This is a genomic window from Halodesulfurarchaeum sp. HSR-GB (genome assembly GCF_031432215.1).
In the GTDB taxonomy this organism is placed as follows: Archaea; Halobacteriota; Halobacteria; order Halobacteriales; family Halobacteriaceae; genus Halodesulfurarchaeum.
Genome location: NZ_JAVKGN010000001.1, coordinates 34,922 through 57,704, shown reverse-complemented (window position 1 = coordinate 57,704; position 22,783 = coordinate 34,922). Strand labels below are relative to the sequence as shown.

25 protein-coding genes and 1 pseudogene are annotated in these 22,783 nt (G+C 65.8%); 7 read left to right on the top strand and 19 right to left on the bottom strand.

Annotation, left to right across the window (positions count from 1 at the left end; genetic code table 11):
* The first annotated feature begins 38 nt into the window (after positions 1 to 38).
* On the top strand, positions 39 to 569 hold the full coding sequence (locus tag RH831_RS00350) for a hypothetical protein (protein ID WP_310552311.1): 531 nt from the start codon (positions 39 to 41) through the stop codon (positions 567 to 569).
* A 96-nt stretch (positions 570 to 665) separates the two neighbouring features.
* Here the strand turns inward: RH831_RS00350 and RH831_RS00345 are convergent, their stop codons facing one another.
* Complete coding sequence (locus RH831_RS00345; protein WP_310552310.1) at positions 666 to 1,001, bottom strand: AzlD domain-containing protein; 336 nt, start codon at positions 999 to 1,001, stop codon at positions 666 to 668.
* Positions 998 to 1,675, bottom strand: coding sequence for an AzlC family ABC transporter permease (locus RH831_RS00340; RefSeq protein WP_310552309.1), 678 nt, complete (start codon positions 1,673 to 1,675; stop codon positions 998 to 1,000). Before RH831_RS00340 ends, RH831_RS00345 begins: the two co-directional genes overlap by 4 nt.
* A 100-nt stretch (positions 1,676 to 1,775) precedes the next feature.
* Between RH831_RS00340 and RH831_RS00335 the strand changes: the two genes are divergently transcribed.
* Positions 1,776 to 2,297: a Mov34/MPN/PAD-1 family protein gene (locus tag RH831_RS00335; RefSeq protein WP_310552308.1), complete on the top strand. Its 522-nt coding sequence runs from the start codon at positions 1,776 to 1,778 to the stop codon at positions 2,295 to 2,297.
* A gap of 1 nt (position 2,298) precedes the next feature.
* On the opposite strand, the gene RH831_RS00330 is transcribed toward RH831_RS00335, so the two are convergent.
* Positions 2,299 to 2,490, bottom strand: coding sequence for a hypothetical protein (locus RH831_RS00330; RefSeq protein WP_310552307.1), 192 nt, complete (start codon positions 2,488 to 2,490; stop codon positions 2,299 to 2,301).
* 38 nt (positions 2,491 to 2,528) lie between these two features.
* Positions 2,529 to 3,962 (bottom strand): HPP family protein, encoded by a 1,434-nt coding sequence (locus RH831_RS00325; RefSeq protein WP_310552306.1) that lies wholly within the window; start codon positions 3,960 to 3,962, stop codon positions 2,529 to 2,531.
* A 182-nt stretch (positions 3,963 to 4,144) separates the two neighbouring features.
* On the opposite strand from RH831_RS00325, the gene RH831_RS00320 reads away from it, so the two are divergent.
* Both RH831_RS00320 and hisD read left to right on the top strand, forming a co-directional pair.
* Complete coding sequence (locus RH831_RS00320) at positions 4,145 to 4,714, top strand: hypothetical protein (protein WP_310552305.1); 570 nt, start codon at positions 4,145 to 4,147, stop codon at positions 4,712 to 4,714.
* 61 nt (positions 4,715 to 4,775) lie between these two features.
* Positions 4,776 to 6,047, top strand: coding sequence for a histidinol dehydrogenase (gene hisD, locus RH831_RS00315; protein ID WP_310554123.1), 1,272 nt, complete (start codon positions 4,776 to 4,778; stop codon positions 6,045 to 6,047).
* Here hisD and RH831_RS00310 read toward each other — a convergent pair.
* The 8 genes and pseudogenes from RH831_RS00310 to RH831_RS00280 form a co-directional block, all read right to left on the bottom strand.
* Positions 6,044 to 6,253, bottom strand: a complete 210-nt coding sequence (locus RH831_RS00310) for a dodecin (protein WP_070364500.1) — start codon at positions 6,251 to 6,253, stop codon at positions 6,044 to 6,046. The genes hisD and RH831_RS00310 overlap by 4 nt on opposite strands.
* A gap of 61 nt (positions 6,254 to 6,314) precedes the next feature.
* A complete protein-coding gene (locus RH831_RS00305) occupies positions 6,315 to 6,968 on the bottom strand; it encodes a hypothetical protein (RefSeq protein WP_071932724.1) in 654 nt (217 codons plus the stop codon).
* A complete protein-coding gene (locus RH831_RS00300) occupies positions 6,965 to 7,609 on the bottom strand; it encodes a hypothetical protein (RefSeq protein WP_310552304.1) in 645 nt (214 codons plus the stop codon). The genes RH831_RS00305 and RH831_RS00300 overlap by 4 nt, the downstream gene beginning before the upstream one ends.
* 39 nt (positions 7,610 to 7,648) lie before the next feature.
* Entirely contained in the window at positions 7,649 to 8,554 is a 906-nt protein-coding gene (locus tag RH831_RS00295; protein ID WP_310552303.1) for a metal-dependent hydrolase, read from the bottom strand.
* Between the two features lie 52 nt (positions 8,555 to 8,606).
* Positions 8,607 to 9,458, bottom strand: coding sequence for a translation initiation factor eIF-2B (locus RH831_RS00290; RefSeq protein WP_310552302.1), 852 nt, complete (start codon positions 9,456 to 9,458; stop codon positions 8,607 to 8,609).
* 42 nt (positions 9,459 to 9,500) lie between these two features.
* The gene (locus RH831_RS00285) at positions 9,501 to 12,098 is read right to left on the bottom strand and encodes an RtcB family protein (RefSeq protein ID WP_396275450.1); all 2,598 of its coding nucleotides are present in this window, start codon (positions 12,096 to 12,098) and stop codon (positions 9,501 to 9,503) included.
* Positions 12,078 to 12,386, bottom strand: a pseudogene (locus tag RH831_RS11860) (RtcB family protein); the annotation flags it as partial. The gene RH831_RS00285 and the pseudogene RH831_RS11860, both read right to left, overlap by 21 nt.
* Before the next feature lie 50 nt (positions 12,387 to 12,436).
* Positions 12,437 to 12,892 carry an archease gene (locus tag RH831_RS00280; protein ID WP_310552301.1) on the bottom strand — a complete coding sequence of 152 codons (456 nt, stop codon included), beginning with the start codon at positions 12,890 to 12,892 and terminating at the stop codon, positions 12,437 to 12,439.
* Positions 12,893 to 12,948: 56 nt separating this feature from the next.
* Here RH831_RS00280 and RH831_RS00275 point away from each other — a divergent pair, with 56 nt between their 5' ends.
* The 3 genes from RH831_RS00275 to RH831_RS00265 are packed head-to-tail and all read left to right on the top strand — an operon-like array spanning position 12,949 to position 15,420.
* Positions 12,949 to 13,425: an N-acetyltransferase gene (locus tag RH831_RS00275; RefSeq protein WP_310552300.1), complete on the top strand. Its 477-nt coding sequence runs from the start codon at positions 12,949 to 12,951 to the stop codon at positions 13,423 to 13,425.
* Between the two features lie 47 nt (positions 13,426 to 13,472).
* Complete coding sequence (gene priS, locus RH831_RS00270) at positions 13,473 to 14,648, top strand: DNA primase small subunit PriS (protein WP_310552299.1); 1,176 nt, start codon at positions 13,473 to 13,475, stop codon at positions 14,646 to 14,648.
* 1 nt (position 14,649) lies between these two features.
* Positions 14,650 to 15,420: a hypothetical protein gene (locus tag RH831_RS00265; protein WP_310552298.1), complete on the top strand. Its 771-nt coding sequence runs from the start codon at positions 14,650 to 14,652 to the stop codon at positions 15,418 to 15,420.
* A 1-nt stretch (position 15,421) separates the two neighbouring features.
* Here RH831_RS00265 and RH831_RS00260 read toward each other — a convergent pair whose 3' ends face one another.
* The 7 genes from RH831_RS00260 to RH831_RS00230 all read right to left on the bottom strand — a co-directional run bounded on the left by RH831_RS00260 (position 15,422) and on the right by RH831_RS00230 (position 22,751).
* Positions 15,422 to 17,710 carry a CDC48 family AAA ATPase gene (locus RH831_RS00260; RefSeq protein ID WP_310552297.1) on the bottom strand — a complete coding sequence of 763 codons (2,289 nt, stop codon included), beginning with the start codon at positions 17,708 to 17,710 and terminating at the stop codon, positions 15,422 to 15,424.
* Complete coding sequence (locus RH831_RS00255; RefSeq protein WP_310552296.1) at positions 17,707 to 17,961, bottom strand: Hsp20/alpha crystallin family protein; 255 nt, start codon at positions 17,959 to 17,961, stop codon at positions 17,707 to 17,709. The genes RH831_RS00260 and RH831_RS00255 overlap by 4 nt, the downstream gene beginning before the upstream one ends.
* 143 nt (positions 17,962 to 18,104) lie before the next feature.
* Complete coding sequence (panB, locus tag RH831_RS00250) at positions 18,105 to 18,878, bottom strand: 3-methyl-2-oxobutanoate hydroxymethyltransferase (protein WP_310552295.1); 774 nt, start codon at positions 18,876 to 18,878, stop codon at positions 18,105 to 18,107.
* Between the two features lie 38 nt (positions 18,879 to 18,916).
* Positions 18,917 to 19,066, bottom strand: coding sequence for a hypothetical protein (locus RH831_RS00245; protein WP_310552294.1), 150 nt, complete (start codon positions 19,064 to 19,066; stop codon positions 18,917 to 18,919).
* A gap of 68 nt (positions 19,067 to 19,134) precedes the next feature.
* A complete protein-coding gene (locus RH831_RS00240; protein WP_310552293.1) occupies positions 19,135 to 20,331 on the bottom strand; it encodes an alanine--tRNA ligase-related protein in 1,197 nt (398 codons plus the stop codon).
* Positions 20,332 to 20,377: 46 nt separating this feature from the next.
* Positions 20,378 to 20,890 carry a multiprotein-bridging factor 1 family protein gene (locus RH831_RS00235; protein WP_070364513.1) on the bottom strand — a complete coding sequence of 171 codons (513 nt, stop codon included), beginning with the start codon at positions 20,888 to 20,890 and terminating at the stop codon, positions 20,378 to 20,380.
* A gap of 49 nt (positions 20,891 to 20,939) precedes the next feature.
* Positions 20,940 to 22,751: a methyl-accepting chemotaxis protein gene (locus tag RH831_RS00230; protein WP_310552292.1), complete on the bottom strand. Its 1,812-nt coding sequence runs from the start codon at positions 22,749 to 22,751 to the stop codon at positions 20,940 to 20,942.
* Positions 22,752 to 22,783 lie beyond the last annotated feature (32 nt).

Here is a 22,783-nt window from a genome sequence, read left to right as displayed (position 1 = left end):
CGGAGACAAACCCTCCCCGGTCTATAGGTTCATTTGCAATGCGACGAACCACACTCGTCCTGATCACTGGGGCGATTATTACGGCACTCGCCGTGGGGGCATTTGCCCCGACCGCGCTTGCCCACTCTGGAACCGACACGCAAACATCGAACCCGTACGGGGACGCCTCGCCGGACGCGGACGCCGAGAATACGACTGACACTCGCGCGGAGTCCATCGCCTACTGGATGGAAGAGCGGATGGGCCCTGATGGTGTTGCCGCCTTCGAGGAAGAGACCGGCACGACGGTCGAAGCCGTGGCCCAGGGGATGGCCGAGCACATGGTCCCGTGGGGCGGGACCGCGTCCGAACGAAGCCAGTACGGTCCGTCCGGGAGTGGTCCGAGCTGGTTCGGGCCGGCCGATAACTACGGGCCCAGCGCCGGACCCGGTGGATACGGTTCGCAGGCACCCCATCAGGGCGGCTACGGAATGGGTGGCCACGGCATGGGCGGCTACGGAATGGGTGGCCACGGCATGGGCGGCTACGGCATGGGTGGCCAGGGCTCGGGCTGGGCTGGCGGCTGGTAAGTGAGACAGAACGAGTAATCTCTCGTTCTGGCCTTCCTTTTCTCTTCGCCGAAACCGACCGAACTCGTGATTTTTCGAGGGCAATCGACAACCCAGCTACAGCCCCAGGAACCGAAGTATCCACAGCGAGCCCATCCCCGCGAGCAGCGTCGCGAGGACGTTCTCGGTCCGCCAGGCGATCGCCGCCGCGATCCCGCCGGCCAGAAGCTTGTCCATCGCGGGGCCGCCACCTCCTTCGAAGGTGAGAAACGCCGGGAAGACCAGGCCAGCGAGGACGGCCGCGGGGACGTATCGGAGGAAGAGCTTCGCCCGGGCTGGGATCTCGTCCAGCCGACCGAACAGCGCGATGAAGGAGACCCTGATCGCGAAGGTCAGCACGCCGATGGCGAGGATGGCAAGCCAGACGATGGGGTCGGGATAGCCCGTGGTCATTGTCTCACCGTTTCGAACGTCGCTCCGGCCAGGACGCCGACCGTGGCCCCGACAGGGAGCCCCAGGTTGAGCGGCAAACCCGCTCCAATCACCGCGACGCTTCCACCGACGAGTGCAGCCGCCATGGTCGCCTGGTCCTCTACGGCGGGAACAAGCAGTGCCAGAAAGACCAGCGGGACCGTGAAATCGAGCCCCCAGGATTCAGGGACCCCGGCCCCGAGGAGGGCCCCCGCGACGGTCATCACCTGCCAGACGAGCCAGATTGGCACCGCGACGCCGACGTAGTAGGACACCCGGTCGACGTTCGGCCCGTTCTCGAAACGGGCAATCGAGAGGGCGTAGGCCTGGTCGGTGAGGACGTAGGCCAGCCCGCCCTTCAGACGGGCCCCGAGGTCCCGGAAGTGCGGGGCGATCGAGGCGGAGTACATGAGCATCCGGAGGTTGATGATCGCGGCCGTCGAGATGACGACCACGAGGGGCGCATCCGTCCGCAGCAGTTCGAGGGCGGCGAGCTGGGCGGCTCCCGCGAAGACCAGGACCGACATCCCGACGGCCAGTTCGAGGTCGAGGCCGGCGTTCGAGGCGGCGACTCCGACAACCAGGCCGAAGGGAGCGATACCGAGCAACAGCGGGGCGACATCCCTGACGCCACGACGGAGGTCTGCAGTGTGCATCGAATCGACTGTGTTGCTCGGATAGTTGCCGGCCGGCACGTTAAAGGACGTGATCTACACGACCCGGAGGTCTTTAGGCGTCCCTCGATTAGGACTCCCTATGCGCCTGTTCCGGTCGAGTGAGCTCCTCGGCATCGCGAGGGAGACGATGGAGTTTACCCTCGAAGCCTGTGAGGCGACCCATCCCAACGAGTACATGGGCTTTCTCCGGGCCGAGGACGCCAGCAAACTGGGCCTCGACCGGACCGGCCAGGTCATCACGGACGTGCTGGTGATTCCCGGTACGGAGTCCAGTCCGGTGAGCGCCTCGGTCCGCTCACACATGAAGCCAAACGACATGCGATCGGTCGGATCGGTCCACTCACACCCAAACGGCGTCCTCCAGCCGAGCGATGCCGACCTGGCGACCTTCGGACAGGGGCAGGTCCACATCATCGTCGGCGCGCCCTACGGCTGGGGGGACTGGAAGGTCTTCGACAACGAGGGCCGGCAGACCACCCTGGAGGTCCTCGACATCGAACTTCCCGAGGAGCACTTCTTCGATTTCACCCAGGCGGAGATCGACGCGGAACTGGCGGCTGAAGGCCGGCTGGACGAACCTGATCGGGATGATCGCCGCTGAGCTACTGGCCGCTTTTTCTGGGCGAAAACTCCGTCGTGACTGGCCGAACGGTGATGCCGCCCTCGGGTGAAGCGACCACCAGGACACGGCTGTCCCGTTCGAGTTGACAGGCCTCGAAGACCGCCTCGTCGAGTTCGATGGTCCCGTCGGCATCGATTTCGTGCACGCCGATCATCGTCCGCTCTTCTGTCATGGGCCGTGATTGAGCGGGGAGCCCCATCTGCGTGCCGATCACCCACGATGAACCAGCGCGATGTCGGCCTCGACTTCGGTGAGGTGCTGGAAGGTCGGCGGCGAGAGGATCCGGGAGGCGACCGACCGGTCCGTGCTCGATCCCACGAAGACCACGTCGTAGTACCTGGCGTTGTGCTCCAGAAATCGTCCGACTGGCCCCCGGGCGACCCGGGTCTCGATGCTCGAATCGAAGGAGTCGACCAGTTCAGCGAGCATGGTTTCGGCCTCCCGGCGTCGTTCGCGTTCCTCGATGGTGTGGGCGACACTCACCCGTTCGGGGGCGGTCGCGATACGGGTCGCAAAGTCGATCATCGCTCGGGAGGTCTTCCCGGGACCTCTGACGAGGACGAGGATTCGACTCCAGCTCGTCGCCTCCTCGGCCGCGTGGAAGGCGATCGCGTCGATGTCGCCGCTGAAGATCCCCACGAGGTAATCGGTCGGATCGGCCAGGGCCCCCTCGTGACTGGTGACGATCAGATCACAGTCCAGGGCCGCGGCCGCGGCGCGGATGCCCTCCGGGTCGTCCGGTTCACCCGGCTCGATGGCCACTTCACAGGGGACATCGACGGTGTCCTCGATGGCGGTGCGAACCTGGTTGACCGCGGCGATATCCGGGGTGGGTGTCCGTGGGTCTTCGCCCTCGGCACCGGGTACTGGCACCAGTGTCGGTTCCACTTCGAATTGTGGGGCTGGAAGCTCCTGTCTGGGCGAGGCGCGGTAGAGGACGACCGTTCCGGCCTCGTGTGCCGCGGCGAGGAGCGCTCCGAACTGGCCGGTCTCCGCGTCTGCAGGTCGGTCACGAACAGGGATGAGCACCCGGTCGTCGCTCGTGACCGTGCGGTAGAGAAACTGGCCCCGCTGCTCGTAGATCCGGTCGTGCCAGACCAGGTAGACCCCGGCGACGAGGGAACTGGACAGGCCGATCGCGATGACGTAGGTCAGATTGGTGCCGGCCACCAGCGCCAGAAGCGCCGCGGAGAAGGCCACCGGCACTTCGAGTTTCAGCGCCCAGGTGGAGAGGGTGGTGAGCGCTACGGCGAGGGCGGTTGCGCCGGCGTGGACCTCCATCTCACCCGGCGGCACCGTATACCAGAGCGTCGTGGCGATCTTGAGCGCGACCCAGCCGGAGAACGCACCCAGTGTCATCCCACCGACAAAGCGCCTGGGTTCGGCATAGATGCTCTCCGGGTTGGCAAAGAGCGTGTAGGTGCCCGAGGCCAGCGGTGGGTAAATGACGAACGGAAGCAAGGAGATGGAATTCGAGAGGAAGGTAAGTCCGGCCAGGAGGAGCGGGACGACAAACAGGACCATCAGGTGCAGGAGGATGTCGGTACTGGTCACTCGCTGGCGGGCCGCCTCGAGCAACCGACGGCCGATCGCTCGCTTTGCTTCCCGCAACTCCGGCTCTCCCCATCGCTCCCCGCGTGCCATACGCTCGGAGTGTGGGGGGCGGGCAGTTGAACGCACCGATTGGCGGGGATAATCGGCGACTAACTCGGGGCTTAGGCGGGGCTTACCTGATGCCACTGGAACCGGACCCATTTAAGCAACGGGCTCGTAGGTAGTAGTGATTGCTCTGAGGCCCAGCGCCGACCTCGGGGTAACGGGTACACATGACTGGTCAGGTATTCCGACTCTCCGCGTCGTTCGAACTCCCGCTCGAGGACCTCGAGGCCTATCTCGAGGACCCAGACCTTCCCCCGGAAATCGAGTCCCTCGAGCGGACGAGACGAAACAACATCTTGCTCATCAAGGCCGTGGCCGCGGGGGACGGCGTGGGCAAGTACACGCCGACGGCCCAGCTCAAAGCGAGCATCGAGGAGAAACGCGTCTACGAGGAGGAGCCCCCGCGGGGCCGCCGCTGGAACTCTCTCGACGAGGACGAGGAGATCCCGAGCGAACTCGTCACGATGGCCTCTTTCAGCGGGGACCGCGAGGCGGTCCTCCAGAACACGGCGCTGCAGTACGAGATGTTCACCGTCCTGCGCGATATCGCGCTGCTCGACACCGAGGGCACCCTCACCGCGATCACCGCGGTGGATGGCACCCTCGAACCCCTGAAGATCGTCGACGGTGAGCCGACCGCCGCCACCGTCGAGGTCGTCGAGGAACCGGTCGAACCGGGCGGGGACGGCGAGGACGGCGGCGTCGACTGGCGAGAGAACCCCTACATTTCGGAGTAGGCCCAACTCGGGGCCGATGCCAACCGTTTTCCTGCCGCCCTTCGAGAAGACAGGTATGCAACTGTCGCCGATGCAGCTTTCGGATCTGGATGCCGATCGTCGGGCCGCGCTCGTCGATCGGGATTCCGGGGTCGAGGCCGAACGGGAGACCGTCCGGGAGATCATCGAACAGGTCAGAGCCGACGGCGACGCCGCACTCAAGGAATTGAGCAGTCGCTTCGACGGCGTCGAGGTCGAGTCGATCGAGGTCACAGCGCGAATCGACGAGGCGGGTTCGGCACTGGATTCCGACATCAAAGCAGCGATCGAAACCGCCGCCGCGAACATCCGCGAGTTCCACGCCGCGGAGGTGCCGGAGGACTGGCGTGCGGATTTTGACGGCCGGGAACTGGGTCGTCGGTTCCGGCCCCTCGATCGAGTCGGGATCTACGCCCCGGGTGGGACCGCCGCGTACCCGTCGAGCGTGCTCATGGGTGTGATTCCCGCGAAGGTCGCCGGGGTCGAGGAGGTCGTGGTCGCGACGCCGCCGGCCGAGGAGATCCACCCGGCGACCCTCTACGCGGCCGACGTCGCTGAGGCCGATGCGGTCTACCAGATCGGTGGGGCACAGGCCATCGCGGCGCTGGCTTACGGAACCGAGTCGGTGGAACCAGTTCAGAAGATCGCCGGGCCCGGCAATCGGTTCGTGACCGCGGCGAAGGCCGAAGTCCAGGGCGACGCGGCGATCGACTTCCTGGCGGGCCCCAGTGAACTGCTCGCGATCGCCGACGACACCGCCGATCCGGCCGCCGTGGCGGCGGACATGCTCGCCCAGGCCGAGCACGATCCCGACTCCTCGGTGGTCGCCATCACGGACGACGCGGCGGTCGCTGATTCCATCCGGGCCGCGATCGACGCCCAGATCCCGGAGCGCGACCGCGCCGAGACCATCGAGGCGGCCCTGGATGGCCCCCAATCCGCGATCCTCGTCGCCGATTCGCTGACGGCGGCCGCGACGTTCGCCGAGGCCTATGCGGCCGAGCACCTCTCGATCCAGACGGCCGACGACGAGGCGGTACTCGATGCCATCGATAGCGCTGGCTCGGTGTTTCTGGGCCACCAGACGCCGGTGGCTGCTGGGGACTACGCGACTGGGACGAACCACGTCCTGCCGACCGGTGGCCAGGCGAAAATCGTCGGTGGGCTCTCCGTCGATACCTTCCTTCGGGCGACGACCGTCCAGCGGTTGGACGACGACTCGCTCTCGGGGCTTGCGGACACGATCCGGACCCTCGCCGCAACCGAAGGATTAGACGCCCACGAGGCGAGTGTCTCGGTCAGGCTCGAGGACTAGGCCTCGGGCTCTTCGAGTTCGAAGGCGACCTCCAGTTCGACCTGGTACTGTCGGCCCTCGACGGAGGCGACCTCGACGCCCATCTCGGTTACTTCGGCCCACATGACGTTGTCGAGTGTCATCTCCGCCCGGTCGACGGCGTTGTCGGCGGCGGCTTCGAAACTCTCCTCGCTCGTCCCGGTCAGGGTGATCTTCTTGAAGACCATCGAGTGAGTGTATGGTTTGATCACCGATAAAACTACGCGCCGGTGAGGGGGTTCGGGACTGTCAGCTTCGCGAGAGATGTCCCGCCAGCATCGCGGTCATGGCGTCGACACGTGTGCTCCCGAGGATGCCGACGAGCACCGCTCCCACCACGTCAAAGATCAAATCAAGCATAGTGTCGCCGACCCCGTACTGGGTGAGCACGGGTTCCGCGCCGAGCCACAGGGAGAGTTCGGCGATCACGAACTCCGCGACCTCCCAGAGCACGCCGAAGGCGATCACCAGGACGACGATGAGCGCGAACTCGAATCGTCGCGGGAACTCGACGTTCTCGACGTGTCCCTGGAGGGCCCGAACGGTTGCGTAGCCCGCCCCGGCCACGAGCGAGGCCGAGACCATGTGTGTGAGGTGGTCCCACCACCACACCGACTGATAGACGTTCTGCTCCATACCCGGCAAGCCGACCGCACCGAGCGTGTGTAAGAACACCGCTGCGGTGATCCAGAGGGTCAATGCTGGGTCCATCGGGAGTTGGTAGTCACGGCTGATGATCGCGGGAAGGGTCGTTATCACCAGCCCCAGCGTCGAGTTTACGATGATACCCACGTCGATCTCGTAGAGTCCGACGAAGAGAAAGCCCACGAGAGAGAGCTGCATGAGTCGACTGATCTGGGCCTGCCGTTTTCGGTCGATGCCCAGGCGCTCGCGGATTTTCATTCGATCGCCTCCGCGATTTCCGGGGGGAGGCGGCTCCGGCCGGCGGCGAGTCGTCTGAAGTACCACGCGAAGATCACGCCGGCAAACAGGCCGGCCAGGGTCGCGCCGACGAAGTCCCACATCAGCGCCTCCAGCGCGATCTGCTCGACGGCCGGGGTGACCGGTGGCGGTGTCGGGTACACCATCGTCGTCCCCAGGAAGATATCGGAGAGCCACCGGAGCACCGCCCAGATACCCGCCGTCGCCATCGTGGTGACGCCCACGAAGATCACGGCGAACCAGGTGGTCATCCGAACCGGTGTGAACACGTCCAGGTCCACCGCGACCACCAGGGCCACTGCCGCGACCCCCAGGTAAGCTGCAATGGTCCCGAGCAGGCCGCCGAAGAACCCACGGACGAAAAGCGGCAGGATCACGAGCCCCAGTACCTCCCAGGGCAACATAACCAGCGGGTTCCGGAACGTGAGAGGGGGAAAGACCGCGAGCCCGAGGACGATCAGGGCGATCGCGACCCAGACCCAGTCCGCGTCGATCGCACTCTCGATTCCGACGAGCGCGATCGCCAGAAGCAGGAGCCAGCCCAGCGCGGCGTTGAGGCGGGTCTCGCTCATCACCGCAGCGAGCTCACCGGTTCGTGCCATTGGGTGTCCTTCGCGTGGGACGGTTAGGAAAGCTTCGTCTCAGAGACCGAGGAGGAGATACGCGCCGGTGTAGGCCACGGCAGCCAGCGTGATCGCCGTGAGGCCGGTGATCGCCCAGGACAGCGGCGCCCGGCGGTTTCGGGGAACGAGCCCGATCAGGCCGACGGCCGTGACCCCGAAGACGAACTGATAGGACTCCGCGAGTGTGGGGGCTGGAATCACGAAGGCGAACAGTGCGAAGACTGCCCCGAGGGCGGCACGGGGCCGAACTCGCTCGACAATCGAATCGCCCCGGAGCCACGTCACGGTGGCGAGCCCGACCCAGATCGCCCCGAGTTCCAGGAAGAAGGCCGCCAGCAGGTGGACTGTGGGATCGGGGGCGAGCGTGACCCGGCCGGTGAGGACCTCGAACCCGGCTGGATAGAGGAGCCAGGGCGGATCGCCAGTCACGAGGTCACCGAACGGGTGGCTGAACAGGGCGATGCCCGCCGCCAGAGTCACGGCGGGCCAGGGAACCGATAGCCTGGCGGCTGCGACCCCCAGCACGACGGCCCCGAGGACGAACGGAACGACGATCGTCGGCTGGCCCGCTGGCAGCGTCAACAGCGCTCCAGTGAGCCCCAGGGCGAGTCCCAGACCAGCCAGTCGGTACCGACCCCGGGCGGCCACGAGCCCCACCGTCGCCGCGATTGGCACGCCCACGACGAGCGAGTGTGTGATCGATCGGTGGGCCGCGGCTCCGTCCCAGAAGGCTTCCACTGGGACACCGCCCAGACTCACGCCCCCGAGAAGTGTGGGGAGCGCGTAGAGGACGTCGACGTCCGGGAGGGTCGCCGCGACAGCCGCGACGGCCCCAAGTGCCAGCGCTCGCTCGCGGGAGAAGCCGAATCCGTATGCCCCGAGGCCGACCAGGGCGAGGGCGAGCGCGGCGTGGCCGACGAACATGGTATCTGGTATGGTCGCCGACCGCTTAAAGCCGTTTCTCGGTGTGAGTCACTCACAGGCCGGTGACGCCAGTTTCGGTGACCACCGTGTCGATAAGCCGGATCGGCGTCGCGTCGTAGGCCGGGTTCGCCACGTCGAACCCCTCCGGTGGTTCGCGGATGACCTCGCTTGGCGGTCGGAAGTCGTTCTCGAAGCGAAAGCCCTCCTCGACGACCTTCGCGCTCGAACCGGTGACGGTGACGGGGACGTTCCGGTCGGCCGCCGTGGCGGCGATGGGGTAGGTGCCGACGCGGTTGTAGAGTTCGTCCTCGACGATGCAGTCCATCCCGATGATGACCTCGTCGATCTCCGAGAGGTAATAGCCCGCGGCGCTGTCGACGATCAGTGTCGTCTCGATCCGGTCGATCTCGCCCAGCACGCGGGCGGTCTTGCGCCCGAGGTGCCGGGGCCTGGCCTCGGTGACAAACACCTGGAGGTGTTTCCCGTCCCGGGCTGCGGATTCGAGTGCCTCCAGCACGGTCGAGGAGTAGTCGTGGGTCAGGATGGTCGTGCCGTCCTCGATCCGGTCGGCCGTGGCCTCGGCGGCCCGGTGTTTGGCCGTCTCGATCGTGGAGACGACCGCCTCGATGGCTCCTTCGGTGCGGGCCTTGGCTGCGGGGACGGTGTCCGGGTCGGCCTCCCGGACCGTCTCGATGATCTCCCGCTGGGTCGTCACCAGCGAGGCGTGTGAGGGGTTGGCTCGGCGCAGCGCGGAACTGTTGTGTTCCAGTTCGCGGAGGTACTCCTCGACGCTCGGGTACTCCCGGTCGAGCAGTTCTTCGAGGGCGTGGGCGGCATTGGCCGCGACGACCGAGGAGCTGTGGGTCCGCATCGAACGGATCTCCTCGGCGGTCTCATCGATCATACGAACTCTCGGCTCCGACTCGGCAAAAAGCTCCCGACAGGCTCACCCCTTGATGTTCAACACCGGGAAGGTCCGGGCGACCGGGTCGCCGATCCCCAGTTCTTTGGAGACTCGAATCACTTCGTCGATATCCTTGTAGACTCCCGGGGCTTCCTCGGCGATCGTGGCTCCGCTCTGGGCGCGGACGTAGATGTGATCTCGGCTCTCGAGTTCTTCCTGGACGTCCTCGCCCCAGAACTCCTGTTTGGCCTGGGTTCGGCTCATCAGCCGGCCCGCGCCGTGGGCCGTCGAGCCGAAGGATCGCTCCATCGAGTGCTCGCCGCCCCGGAGCACGTAGCTGCCGGCTCCCATCGAGCCCGGAATAATCACGGGCTGGCCCACGTCGCGGTACTGCTCGGGAACGTCGGGGTGGCCCGCGGGGAAGGCCCGCGTGGCTCCCTTCCGGTGGACGTACAGTTCTTTGTCCTCGCCGTCGATCTCGTGGATCTCCTTCTTGGCGATGTTGTGGGCCACGTCGTAGAGCAGTTCCATCCCCATGTCCTGCCAGTCCCGGTCGAAGACCTCGGCGAAGGTCTGTCTGGTCTGGTAGGTGATGAGCTGCCGATTGACCCACGCGAAGTTGATCGCCGCGTTCATCGCGCCGTAGTACTCCGCGGCGAGTTCGCTCCCGGCCGGTGCGGCGGCCAACTCGCGGTCCGGAAGGGATTCGAGCAGGTCGCCGTGGCGCTTCTCGATCTTCCGGAGGTAGTCCGTACACACCTGGTGGCCCAGCCCGCGTGACCCACAGTGGATGAGGACGACCAGCTGATTCGGTTCGAGTCCGAACGCGTCTGCGACCGCTTCCTCGTAGACGTCGGTCACCTCCTGCACTTCGAGGAAGTGGTTCCCGCTCCCGAGGCTGCCGATCTGCTTGCGCCCCCGGTTTTTGGCCTCTTCGGAGACCATGCTCGGGTCGGCTTCCTCGCGGAAGCCGTTGTCCTCGCAGTGTTCGAGATCCGACTCGACGGCATACCCCTCATCGAGGGCCCACTGCATGCCCCGGTCGAGAATCGACTCGATCGTGCTCGTCGTCCCCTGGATCACTCCACCCGCGCCGAGGCCCGACGGGACTGCCTCGAAGAGGGCGTCGACGAGTTGTTCTTCCTTCCCGGCGAGGTCCTCGCGGGTCAGGTTCGTTCGGATCATTCTGACGCCGCAGTTCGAGACCACGAACCCGTTCGCGACGAAGTTGTGAGCGTCGTGCTCGACGCCGATGTCGTAGACTGGCTTGGTTCCGGCGGATGTGATCGACGCAATTTCGACCGGGATGGTCATGTCCTCGGCGACCGGATGGCGGTCGGCGAACGTCTCGAAGTCGGGGAAATCGGCGGCCGGCCGCGGTCGGCCCTCGCGTTGGTCGTAGATACTCCGCTCCAGGAACCGTCTGTTCACCGCGTCGAAACGGTCCTCGATCGATCCGATCGATTCGCCGCCGTCGGCCAGTGTGGCCGCCTCGTTTGCGATCGACGCGCGTGATTGGATGTGTCGTTCCTTTGCCTTCAGGTACTGGGCCGCCTGGAGCCCTCGCTTTTGCTTTGCTTCGTTGTACCGGTACCCTACCCGCGTGAAAAACCGGATCAAGTTGTCCGGTGTACTCGAAACGCCGAATCGGAACCGGACACTCGTTGTGCCCGCTCGTTCGGTGCGCTCGACCGTTTCGATCTCGTTCGTCTCGATCCCCAGATCGGCGAGCAGGGACTTGAGGTCGGCGAGGAAGTCCTTCCCCGCCGATTCGACACGCTCCAGTCGATTGTGAGAGACGGTCGGCGCGTAGAAGTTCGTGGCCGAGGCGGTATCGGGACGACTCATCTCGGCCCCGAAAAAAGCCGAGAGGTAGAGTGCCTGCTGCCAATCTGCAAGCTGATCGAGGAAGGCAGGGACCCCGAAGGCCGACTCGACCTTGCGTCCCTCCGGAGCGCCGAGCCGTTTGAGCAGCGCGGCAACGGAACTCGCCGTTGCCCGGACGCTGTACTCGGTTCGCTCGAAGGATTCGCCGTCGATCGTGTGTGTCCGCTCGCGCTCGTAGATCTTCGAGGGGGTGAACCCGAGTGCCTCGATGTCGTCCTGGATCGATTCGAGGTCCGTCGGGTCCCCGTAGAACCAGGTCTGTGAACCGCTGAATGAACCGTCCCCGGTGTGGAACCCGAGCAGTTTCAGGAGGTGATTGAAGGCGTCGTCGTCGGTCCTGAGCGGTAACAGATCCCGTTTTTCGAGGGCACGGACGAGTTGTGGATCCTCGTCCGCGAAGTCCTCGGCGGTCAGCACGGTTTTTGCGGGTGGGGTTTCGTCCGGCAATCCCTCGAACGGATGCACCGAAACGGTGTCGCCTTCCTGCAACTCCTCGACGGTGACCATCCCGTTCGGGGTTTTGAAGGGGTGATCGGGACTGGCCTCGATCCGATCGCCAGTCTCGGTCGTCACCTTGCGAACGGGTTTTTCGTCCGTGGTGAACAGCTGAATCGAGGAATCGATGGGTCGATCGCCGATGACCCGTGCGTTCTCGGCGGCAAAATCCGTCGCCAGGGACTCGATTTGCCGACGGCGGCCGAACGAGAGGACGACCTCGCTGTCCCCGGCGAGGCAGTTGATGTCGTAGCCCACACCGCCAGGGCTGATTACTCCATCTTCAGCACTTATGGCAGCGACGCCCCCCACCGGAAATCCATAGCCCTGGTGGGCGTCAGGCATGGCCAGCGCGGGGGACTCGATGCCCGGCAGATGGGCCACGTTCTGGAGCTGTTCGAGGGACTTGTCATCGGCGATCTCTTCCAGCAGCGATTCGCTCGCGAACACCCGGGCGGGGACGTTCATCCCGCCGGTCTGCTCGATCTCCCAGGTGAAGGGGGCGACCTGCTCCAGGGTGAGCCCGTCGGTCTCGAATGTCTTCATAGATGACAGCTAGGCCCGGGCGTACAAAGCTTTGGCCGGTCGGATCGATTTCAAACGTCCAGGACCACGTAGGCGTGCCACCGGCCGTGTTGCTGACTGAGGTCCATTTCGGAGTACGTGGCCGCTTTCACCTCCCTGGCAGTGATCGACTCAAGTGGGACTCCCCGGAACCGCGCCTCAACCTGCCACTCGCCGTTTGCTTCCGTAACCCTGGCCTCGTTGTCGACTGGCAACACGTTCTCGACATCCCGCAGGTAGATCAGCCGGTCGAGGTAGTCAAAGAGCAGTGCGGTCTGGCTCTCGGCGGTTACCGAAAACTCGTGTGTCGAGCCGCCGTCTTCGGGCAGGGTATCGACGTGGGCCGCTGCCAGTCCCTCTGCGGTGGCCCCGAAAACCGCGGAGATGCTGTCTCCGGTCGCTTCCACGGCCACGTCGGCGGTGTGTGATCGCAGTTCGAACTCGCCCGACGCCGGCTGCCCGTCCCCTGCGTGACTGTCCATCCCCATATGATACCTGCCGGTGGGCGGAGGTATTATGTTTCGGGACGGGATAGCAGCAACTAGTGAGCGTGACGCTGGAACGGCGGGTCGTCCCGCCAGGGGAGGATGACTACCTCCAGGCGGCCTGGGAGCTCAAGGAGGCCATCCGCGAGGAGGAGGGGCTCCTCAAACAGCGGTGGGGCTTTTTCGCGGATGCCTACCGGAAGGCGACCGTGCACGCGTTTTTCGACGGCGAGACCCTGGCCGGTTTCGCCGCGGCCCGTGGGGACGGCTACATCCTGTTTCTGGGTATCGACCCGGACTACCGTGGTCGGGGGCTGGGCGAACGACTCATCGCGGCCATCGCCGAGGACGCGACGGGCGTGTCCTGTCACGCGCGGGTGTCGAATCGAAACGCCCTGGAGTTCTACGAGCATCTGGGCTTCGAGCGGGTGCGGCGGATCCAGGACTACTACGAGGACGGGGTCGACGCGTACTACCTCCGACTTGGGGACAGCGATCGACTCCTCGAACGGCTGACCGAACTGTTCGGTCGGTGAGCCGGTGAAGAAACCTCTTTACCGTGCCGTCGAGTACGGGAGGACCCATGGAGGAGCGCACGCGGTCCTATCTCCGGGGTCGGTTCCGGGATTTCTACCGCCGGGAGCCCCCGGCTGACCCACCGGACGTGACCGCCCGCGAGTGGGGGTACATCCCCTGGGAGTCCGGGCCCGGGACGACCATGGTCCGACACCGATCGGTGCACGACCTGGGCTCGCTGGACTCGTTTCTGGTCCGCGAGCGACCCCGACACGTCTACTTCTCGGCCGGCCACTACGCGGACCCGAGCGCGCGAACGATGGACGAGAAGGGCTGGCAGGGCTCGGATCTGGTCTTCGACCTGGACGCCGATCACCTGCCGAGTGTCGATCCCGGCACGGATACCTACGCGGAGATGCTCGAGGCCTGTAAAGGGGCACTGATGCGGCTCTTGGATCTCCTGGAGACCGATTTCGGGTTCGAAGACCTGACGATCACGTTCTCCGGCGGGCGCGGCTATCACGTCCACGTCCGGGACCAGTCGGTTCGGAACCTGGATCGCGAGCAGCGCCGGGAGGTCGTGGAGTACGTCCGGGGCAGCGGGCTCTCCCTGGAATCACTGCTGACCGAGGAGCCGGTCAGTGGCCGGGGGCGAAAGACCCCGGCGAACAGGCGGTCGATCCCCACGGCGGGTGGCTGGGGTCGCCGCGTGGTGGAGCACATCCAGGAACTCACAGATCAACTGCTGGCACTCGAGGAACCAGACGCGATCGATCGGCTAACCGAGTTCGACGGGATCGGCGAGAAGAACGCCACGGCGGTCCTCTCGGTTCTCCAGGAGAACACGGCGGCCGTGGAGGCGGGCAACGTCGACGTGCATCCGGCGTTCCTGCCGGTCGCCCGGGCGATGGTCGAGGAGACTGTCCGGGCGGAATCCTCGCCGATCGACGAACCGGTCACGACCGACACACATCGACTGATTCGACTCCCCGGATCCCTCCACGGTGGGACTGGGCTCAAGGTCGTTCCCATCGAGCGGGCGGCCGTCCCCGATTTCGACCCACTTAGCGACGCCGTGCCAGAACCCTTCCGCGGGCACGAGATAACAGTGGAGGTCACCGAGGCGACGACGGTCACCTTCGACGGGGAAAGCCTTAGTGTGAGCCCGGGCAACGAGACAGTACCCGAGTACGCGGGCATCTTCCTCATGACCCGCGGCCAGGCCGAGAAGCCCACAGAATAACATGGATCTATCGGAGCTACACCGCGTCCAACGGCAGGAGCGAGCGACGGACAGCCTCCAGGAGCTCCGGGAGTCCTTTTATGCCGACGTCGCTGCCTACCTCGAATCCCTGCGCGAGAAGCGGGCCGACGCCGCCGCGGAGGCGGTCGATCCTTTCCGCTCCGATCGCGTGAGCGAGTTGACCCGCGAAATCGAGACCGCCGAGCACGTGGTCGAGGCGATCTATCAGCGCCGAATCGGCAAGCTGGTCGACGAGGCTACCCTGACGGCGACGGGCAACGGGGGTGGCGCCGACGGGTTAACTGCAGAAGAGCGGGACCTCTACGAGGATCTGGTCGATCGCATCCAGGCGAACCAGCAAACCGTCCTCGAAACGGTCGCTGGGGATCGCTCGCCGGCCACAATGCCGACGGACTCGACCGAAACTGACACGCCGGATACCGAATCCGACACGGATTCCGACCGGGTCCCGCCGGATCCCCCGTCGGAGGATATCGAGACGAGCCCCGCCGCGGTCATGGGCCCGGACGCGGCGTCCGAATCGGAGGAGACCGAGGACGAGGGCGCTGAAGACGCGGCTGCGGGCGAGCCGGAGACGACAAGCGACGAAGACGGCCTGGAGCGCCAGACGGTTCGAGTCACGAGCGAGGTGGGCGAGATCTTCGGCGTGGACGCCGAGGATTACGAACTGCACCCCTCGGACGTGGTCGATTTGCCACGGGAGAACGCCGACCCGCTCGTCGAGCGGGACGCTGCAGAACGAGTGGAGTGAGTTACTGGAAGCTCCGGCCGAACTGGTCGTCGACCCCGGCTTCGGATTCGGCCCGGGCCTTCGTGAACCGTTCTTCGAGTTCCTCGTAGCGGCGCTTGATCTCGTCGTCGATCGAGGGTGAGACTTCTTCGAGTGCGTGCTCGAAGTGCTCGGCGGTCACACGAACGTTGGCCGCGCCCTGGGTGGCCTCTTCGGGATCGACGCTGTTGAGGAACTCCCGGGTGGCCTGCATGGTCGCCTCGCGGCAGACCGCCTCGATGTCCGCACCGACGTAGTTCTCGGTGCGACGGGCCAACTCGTCCAGATCGACGCTGTCGGCCAGGGGTTTGTTCTCCGTGTGGACCTCGAAGATGGCCCGGCGGGCCGCCTCGTCGGGGATCGGCACGTGGATGTGCCGGTCCAGCCGGCCGGGACGGAGCAGGGCGTCGTCGATCAGGTCCGGACGGTTCGTCGTCGCGATCACGACCACGTCCTCCAGGGACTCGATGCCGTCGAGTTCACTCAGCAGTTGGGAGACCACGCGTTCGCCCACGCCCGAATCGCCCATCTGCCGGCCGCGCTGGCCCGCGATGGCGTCGATCTCGTCGAAGAAGATCACGGTCGGTGCGTTCTGCCGGGCCTTCTGGAAGATCTCCCGGATCCCCTTCTCGGATTCGCCCACGTACTTGTTCAGCAGTTCGGGGCCTTTCACCGAGATGAAGTTGTTCTTGGCCTCGCTGGCGACGGCTTTCGCGAGGAGGGTCTTCCCCGTTCCGGGCGGGCCATACAGGAGGATTCCACGCGGCGAATCGAGGTCCATCTGCTCGAAGACCTCGGGGAACTCCAGGGGCCACTGGACGGTCTCGCGCAGGCGCTCTTTGGTCTCTTCGAGGCCACCGACCTGTTCCCAGGTCACGTCGGGGACCTCGATGAAGACCTCCCGAAGCCCGGAGGGCGTGATGCCCTTCATGGCCTCGGTGAAGTCACGGTCCGTGACCGTGAGTTCCTCCAGGATCTCGGCGTCGATCTCGTCGGCCTCCAGATCGATCTGGGGACGGATGCGCCGCAGGGCGTTCATCGCGGCCTCTTTGGCCAGTTGCTCGATGTCCGCGCCCACGTAGCCGTGGGTGTTCTCCGCGTACTCGTCGATGTCCACGCTGTCGGCCAGTGGCATTCCGCGGGTGTGGACCTGGAGGATCTCGGTACGGCCGTCCCGATCCGGGACGCCGATCTCGATCTCCCGGTCGAAGCGACCGCCACGACGGAGCGCGGGATCGATCGCGTCCACGCGGTTCGAGGCAGCGATGACGACCACGTCGCCACGCTCTTCGAGCCCGTCCATCAGGGAGAGCAACTGGGCGACGACCCGTCGCTCGACGTCGCCGGCCGTTTCGTCGCGTTTCGGCGCGATGGAGTCCAGTTCGTCGATGAAGATGACTGCGGGGGCCTTCTCCTCGGCCTCCTCGAAGACCTCCCGGAGCTGTTCCTCGGACTCCCCGTAGTATTTGGACATGATCTCCGGCCCGGAGATCGTCTGGAAGTGCGCGTCGATCTCGCTGGCGACGGCCTTCGCGATCAGGGTCTTGCCCGTGCCGGGCGGCCCGTGGAGGAGCACGCCTTTGGGCGGCTCGATGCCGAGCTGCTGGAAGAGCTCGGGGTGGCGCATCGGCAACTCGATCATCTCCCGGACCTGTTCGAGTTCGTCGTCCAGGCCGCCGATGTCCTCGTAGGTAATGCTGGGGGTCTGGGTGTCGACGGTCTCGGTCTCGGCGGTGATCTCCTCTGCGGGGCGCTCGCTCACGTGGATCTCCGTCGAGTCGGTGACGACGACGGTCCCCTCGGGGTTGGTGTCCGCGATCTTGAGCGGGATCTGCTGGCCCGAGACGCTGGCGATGCCACCGAAGCCGAGCGAGACCGGGACCGTCTGTCCGGTGGTGACGGGGCGGCCGGAGAGTTTCTCCCGGAGCATCGGCTCGACGTTGCCACGAATCCGGAGGTTCTGCGGCAGGGCGATCGTCACGGATGTGGCTGGCTTGATGTCGGCTTTCGTGATCTCCACGCGGTCGTCGATGCCGACGTTGGCCTCCTGGCGGAGGCGACCGTCGATCCGGACGATGTTCTTGCCCTCGTCCTCGGGATAGCCGGGCCAGACGCGGGCGACGGCCCGCCCCTGGTTCGGCCCCTCGATGAGGATGTAATCGCCGTTCTCCAAGTCCAGTTCCTCCATCGCTCGCCGGTCGATGGCTGCCAGTCCCCGCCCCGCGTCCTTCTGCTTGAGGGGCTTGACAACCAGTTTGAGCGTGTCGCTCATGCCTCGTTCACCTCGATAGTGAGGATGCCGTTCCTGATAAACGTATCCGCGAGGCTACCCGTCGGCAGGTCGATCTCGAACTGCCGATCCTCCCCATCGGCCCGTTCGACGACCACGAGCGCCACGTCTCCGAGGACCTCGACGCTCGCGTCGGCCACCGTCGCCCCGAGGTCGGCGACGATCCGTGCCCCGCCTTCGGTCTGGTATCGCCGCACCGGTACGTCCGACCGAACCTGCGCATTTCTCTCCATGTTGCTAACTCGATGTAATTTGTTCTTCTATAAAAATCTATCGCTAATTAACCCGCCGAAGGCGTCGGGGCGATGAAAGCACGATGGTATTGCGGTCCGGAACGTGCGCCGGATTGGCGCTGATTCAGTCTGTCCGACAGAAGTCACTCGCGGGGAAAGGCTCCGCGAGTCACTGCGTCCTGGTAGCCCTCGATCGCGGCCCGCATCTCGCGCCTGACGTCCCCGAACTGCTCGGCGAAGGGTGGCACCGACTCGGAGAGTCCCAGCACGTCGGCGAGCACCAGCACCTGGCCGTCAGTGGCCGGGCCGGCCCCGATGCCAATCGTGGGGACCGAGAGCGCCTCGGTGACGGTTTGCCCGACCTCGTCCGGAACGTGCTCGACGACCACGGCGAACGCGCCCGCCGACTCGTGGGCTTCGGCGAGCGAGACGATGGCGTCCGCTTCGGACTCGCTTCCCCCTGTCTGGCCGAGCCCACCCGTCTGTCTCTCGTGCTGTGGTCGGGTTCCGACGTGGGCCATCACCGGGATGCCCATGTCCGTCAGTCGGTCCGTGAGCGAGACGGTGTGGGGGCCACTCTCCAGTTTGACGGCATCGGCGCCCGCTTCCTTGATGAACCGGCCGCAGTTCCGGATGCTCTCGGCCCGATCAGCCCCGTAGGAGAGGAAGGGAACGTCGGCGACGACGGGCACAGTTTCAGTTCCCCGGACGACGGCGGCGGTGTGACTCTCCATCTCGTCCTGTGTCACCGGGATCGTCGAGTCATAGCCCAGGAGGGTGTTGCCGAGACTGTCACCGACCAGAATGACGTCGATGCCGCTCTCCTCGATGATCTTGGCCGTCGGGGCGTCCGCGGCCGTGAGCATCGTGATCGGCGCGTCCCCGGTGTCCTTGTTGATCGCCGCGATGCCGCTCATGGGACTAGCTCCCACGGCCACTACCTTGAAAATACGTCTCAGTCGAGTTTGGAGAGCGCCTCGCCGACGTCGAAGGCCTCGGTTCGCTCCTCGCCCTCCTCGCTTCGGTCGACGTCCTCCTGCTCCTCGTCGATTTCGACCTCCGGCCCGCCGTCGTCGTTGTACTCGCTGTGAACGCCCCAGGGCATCAGTCCCACCCCGAGACGCGCTCGATTGTCCGGCCCTGTTCGTGCATACTTCCGACTACGGGAATCGGCTACTTGCCCGTTTCGGCTCGTTCGACGAGAAAGGCCTTCACGTCCGCGGCGTCGGCGTCGAGGCCACCACCCTGTGCGAAGGTTGGGCCGCCGCCGCCTCCGCCGCCGAACTCCTCGGTCACGGCGTCGACGATTTCGGCGGCGTCCGCCGTCCCGTCGGTCCCGACCACGACGAAGGGTCGGCCGTTCCCGCCCGTCGCGGCCAGCACGGGGGCGACCTCCCCGGCGAGTTCCTGAACACGTTCCCCGACCGCGTTCGCCTCGTGGTCGTCGATCACGCCCACCTGCCAGTCGCCGACCGCATCGAGGTCCCGCAACTCCGCGGTGAGGACCGTGTCGGTGAGGTCCTCGACCTCCGATTCCAGGGACTCGACCTCGGACTGGAGTCGCGTGACGGCCTGTGGCAGCGAGGTAATGTTCGTCCCGATCTCGTTTGCGGCCTGCAGCGCGGCCTGATGCTCCGCGGCCCGCTCTTCGACGGCGCTTGGGCCGACGGCGAACTCCACACGGGTGAGCCCCTCGCCCGGATTCGAGCGTTCCAGCACCGAAACCGGGCCGATCTCCCGCGTGTTCGAGACGTGGGTTCCCCCGCAGGCACCCACGTCCCAGTCCTCGACGGTCACGACCCGGACGGTGTCCGCGTCGGCCATCACTCCCTCCTCCGTCGCGGTGTTGAAGGCGATGTCGTCCAGCTCCAGGGCCTCCTCGCGCGGGAGTTCCTCCCAGGTAACCTCCCGGGAGTCCCAGATCGCGCGGTTGGTCAGTCGCTCCAGTTCGACGAGCGTGTCATCGTCGATCTCCGTCGACGTCTCGAAGTCGACCCGGACCTTCTGGTCGGTGATTCCAAAGCCGCCGTAGCCGATGTCGGCGAAGACCTGCCGGCCCGCACCGTAAAGCACGTGACTGGCGGTGTGGGCCCGCATCGCGTAGGTCCGGAACTCATCATCGATGACCGCGCCGATCGTGTCCCCGACCTCGAAGTCCGGGGCCCGTTCGAGGGTATGGACGACCTGCTCGTCGACGGACTGGACGTCGAGGACCGGCACGCCCTCGATGGCGCCGCGATCGGCGGGCTGTCCGCCGCCTTCGGGGTAGAACCAGGTCTCCTCGAGGACGACCTCCGTCCCGTCGATCGACTCGACGGTCGATTCGAACGCTCTGACTTCGGGCTCCGTTGGCCCGCGTGAGGCTGCCATTACTGGGCCGAATTCGCCGCCCCGTAAAAAGCGGGTCGGTCGCGGGCTACTCCTCGATCAACTCGACGTCGAGTTCCGCTTCGAGGGCCCGGATCAGCGAGCCACCGACTGACGCCGATGTCGCCCGGCCCTGTTCGACGGCGAGCAGGTCGTTCTCGTCGATGTCCATGGACTCGGCGAGTTCCTCGCGCTGATAGCCGGCCTCCTGGCGGGCCCTGAGGACCCGCTCGCCGTAGTCGGCGACGAGGTAGGGGAGCCGATCGCCCTCGTAGTTCGTGCCCTCCTCTTCCCAGTGGGTCGAATCCCCCGTGGCCGCGTCGAAGGCCTGGGCGGTATGCTGGGCGGCCCGCTTGCGCCGTTCGGTCTCCGATCCTGACTCGTTTGGAGTGTCCGCCGCCGGACCGCCCGTTGTTTCGCCGAGTGAGGCACAGTCCGAACAGACAGACAGTGTCGCGCCCTCGACGGTCACCGTATGCAGGTCGTCGGTGGCGGTCCCGCAGAGCTCACAGGTCCCGCCGTCGCCACCGCCGTCGGTGCCGCCGGTGGAATACTTCGCCATACTCCCCCGTATTGGGTCCGGGCATTTGAATAATCCGTTTGACTCGGCCCTAGTCGTCGCCGCTGCCGTCCGTCGCGACCGATTGCCACTCCATCGAGTCCGCGCCGGCACCCGTTTTGCCGCTCGCGGACGGGCCCGTATCACCCTCGAACCCGGCGTTCGACCCGCCAGCACTCGACCTGGTTCCCCGCACCTCGAACTGAGAGAGCCGGGACTCCAGCCCCTCGGCGTTGTCAGCCAGGTCCGTGGCGTTGTCGGCGACACTCGACAGTGTCGCGGCCTGTTCTTCGGCCGCCGCGGCCACGGACTGGGATTCGGTCGCCGTCTGGTCGCTGATGGCCGCGATCTCCTGGATCATCGCCACCACGTCCTGCATCGATTCGGCCTGTTCGGCAGTTGCGTCGTTGACCTCCTTGATCGAGGTGTTGATCTCGGAGACGTTCTCGGCCATCTCCCCGAAGGCGGCCGTCGCGGTCTCGACGGTCTCGGTCCCGCTCTCGACCCGATCCGCCATCTCGTCGATCTCCGTGACGGTCTCTTCGGACTGGGCCTGGACCTCGCCGATGAGGCCCTCGATCTCCTCGGCTGACTCTTTGGTGTCCTGGGCCAGGGACTTGACCTCCTCGGCCACCACGGCGAAGCCGTCGCCCCCGGCGTCGGCCCGCGCCGCCTCGATGCCCGCGTTCAGGGCCAGAATGTTCGTCTGGTCGGCGATGTCGAGGATGACGTCGGTGATCTCCCCGATCTCCTCTAGGGTCCCGTTGAGCGTCCTGACTGCGTCAGTGACCGACTGGCTTCGCTCCCGGAGCGCGGCCATCTCTGTCTCGGCGTTCTGGGCGGCTTCCTGGCCGGTCTCGCCAACTTCCGCAGTCTGCTCGGTGAGGGTCGCGACGTTGTCCGAGGACGCGGTGATCTCCTGGATCGTCGCGGAGAGGTTCTCGGACTCGTTCGAGGCCTCGTCGAGCCGCCGGCTCTCCTGATCGACACCCGCCGAGATCTCCTGGACGGACTCGCTGATGTCCTCACTCGCGTTCCTGACCTCGGCCGCGTTGGTCTCCAGGGCCTGGCTCTCGTCGGCGACCTGGTCGGCGAACTGCCGGAGTTCACCGAGCATCTCCTCCCACTCGCCGACCATGCGGTTGAACGAGTCGGCGATCCCCGCCAGGGCCTCGTGGTCCGTGTCCGCATCGAGGCGTCGCGTGAGATCGCCGTCGGCTACGTGCCCCATCGTCTGCTGGTAGGCCGCGGCGGTCTCCGTCAGTTCCTCGTTCCGACGCTCGATAGCCTCGCGTTTCGCTTCGAGGTCCTCGATTCTGGTCCGGAGGTTGTCCTCCATCTGTTCGAGGGACTCACCGAAGCTGCCCGGAACGTCGGCTTCGAGAACCTCGGCGTCGAACTCTTCGCGGCTGAGGGCCTCGGCCTGGGAGCTGACCGTCCCGAGATAGCCGTGCATCCGGTCGAAACAGCGGACGAGTTCGCCGATCTCGTCCCGTTGGTCGGTCGCTGGGACTCCCTCGTCGAGTTCGCCCTCGGAGATGGCTGCGGCGGCGTTCTTCACTTCCTCGATCGGCGTGACGAAATCACGCTTGAGAATGAGCCAGGTGTTCAAGAGCGCTCCCACGGCGAGGACGAACACGGCGGCGAAGACCGCGATCTCGCCAGTCGTGAAGACGGTCTGGAACTCCTGGACGCCGATCAGCGCGACCCCGAGGACGAAGATAGTGACGATGGCCCCGAACTGGAGCAGCGTCGCCATCAACATCTTCCGCTCCACGGTGGCGGTCACGCCCAGGGCGTCCATGACGCCCCAGAGGAACCGTTCGTAGTGACCCATCGGGCCACTTGAGTACTGGCTGGGCATGGTGGCAACTGTTCGATTAAAACTCCGATGGG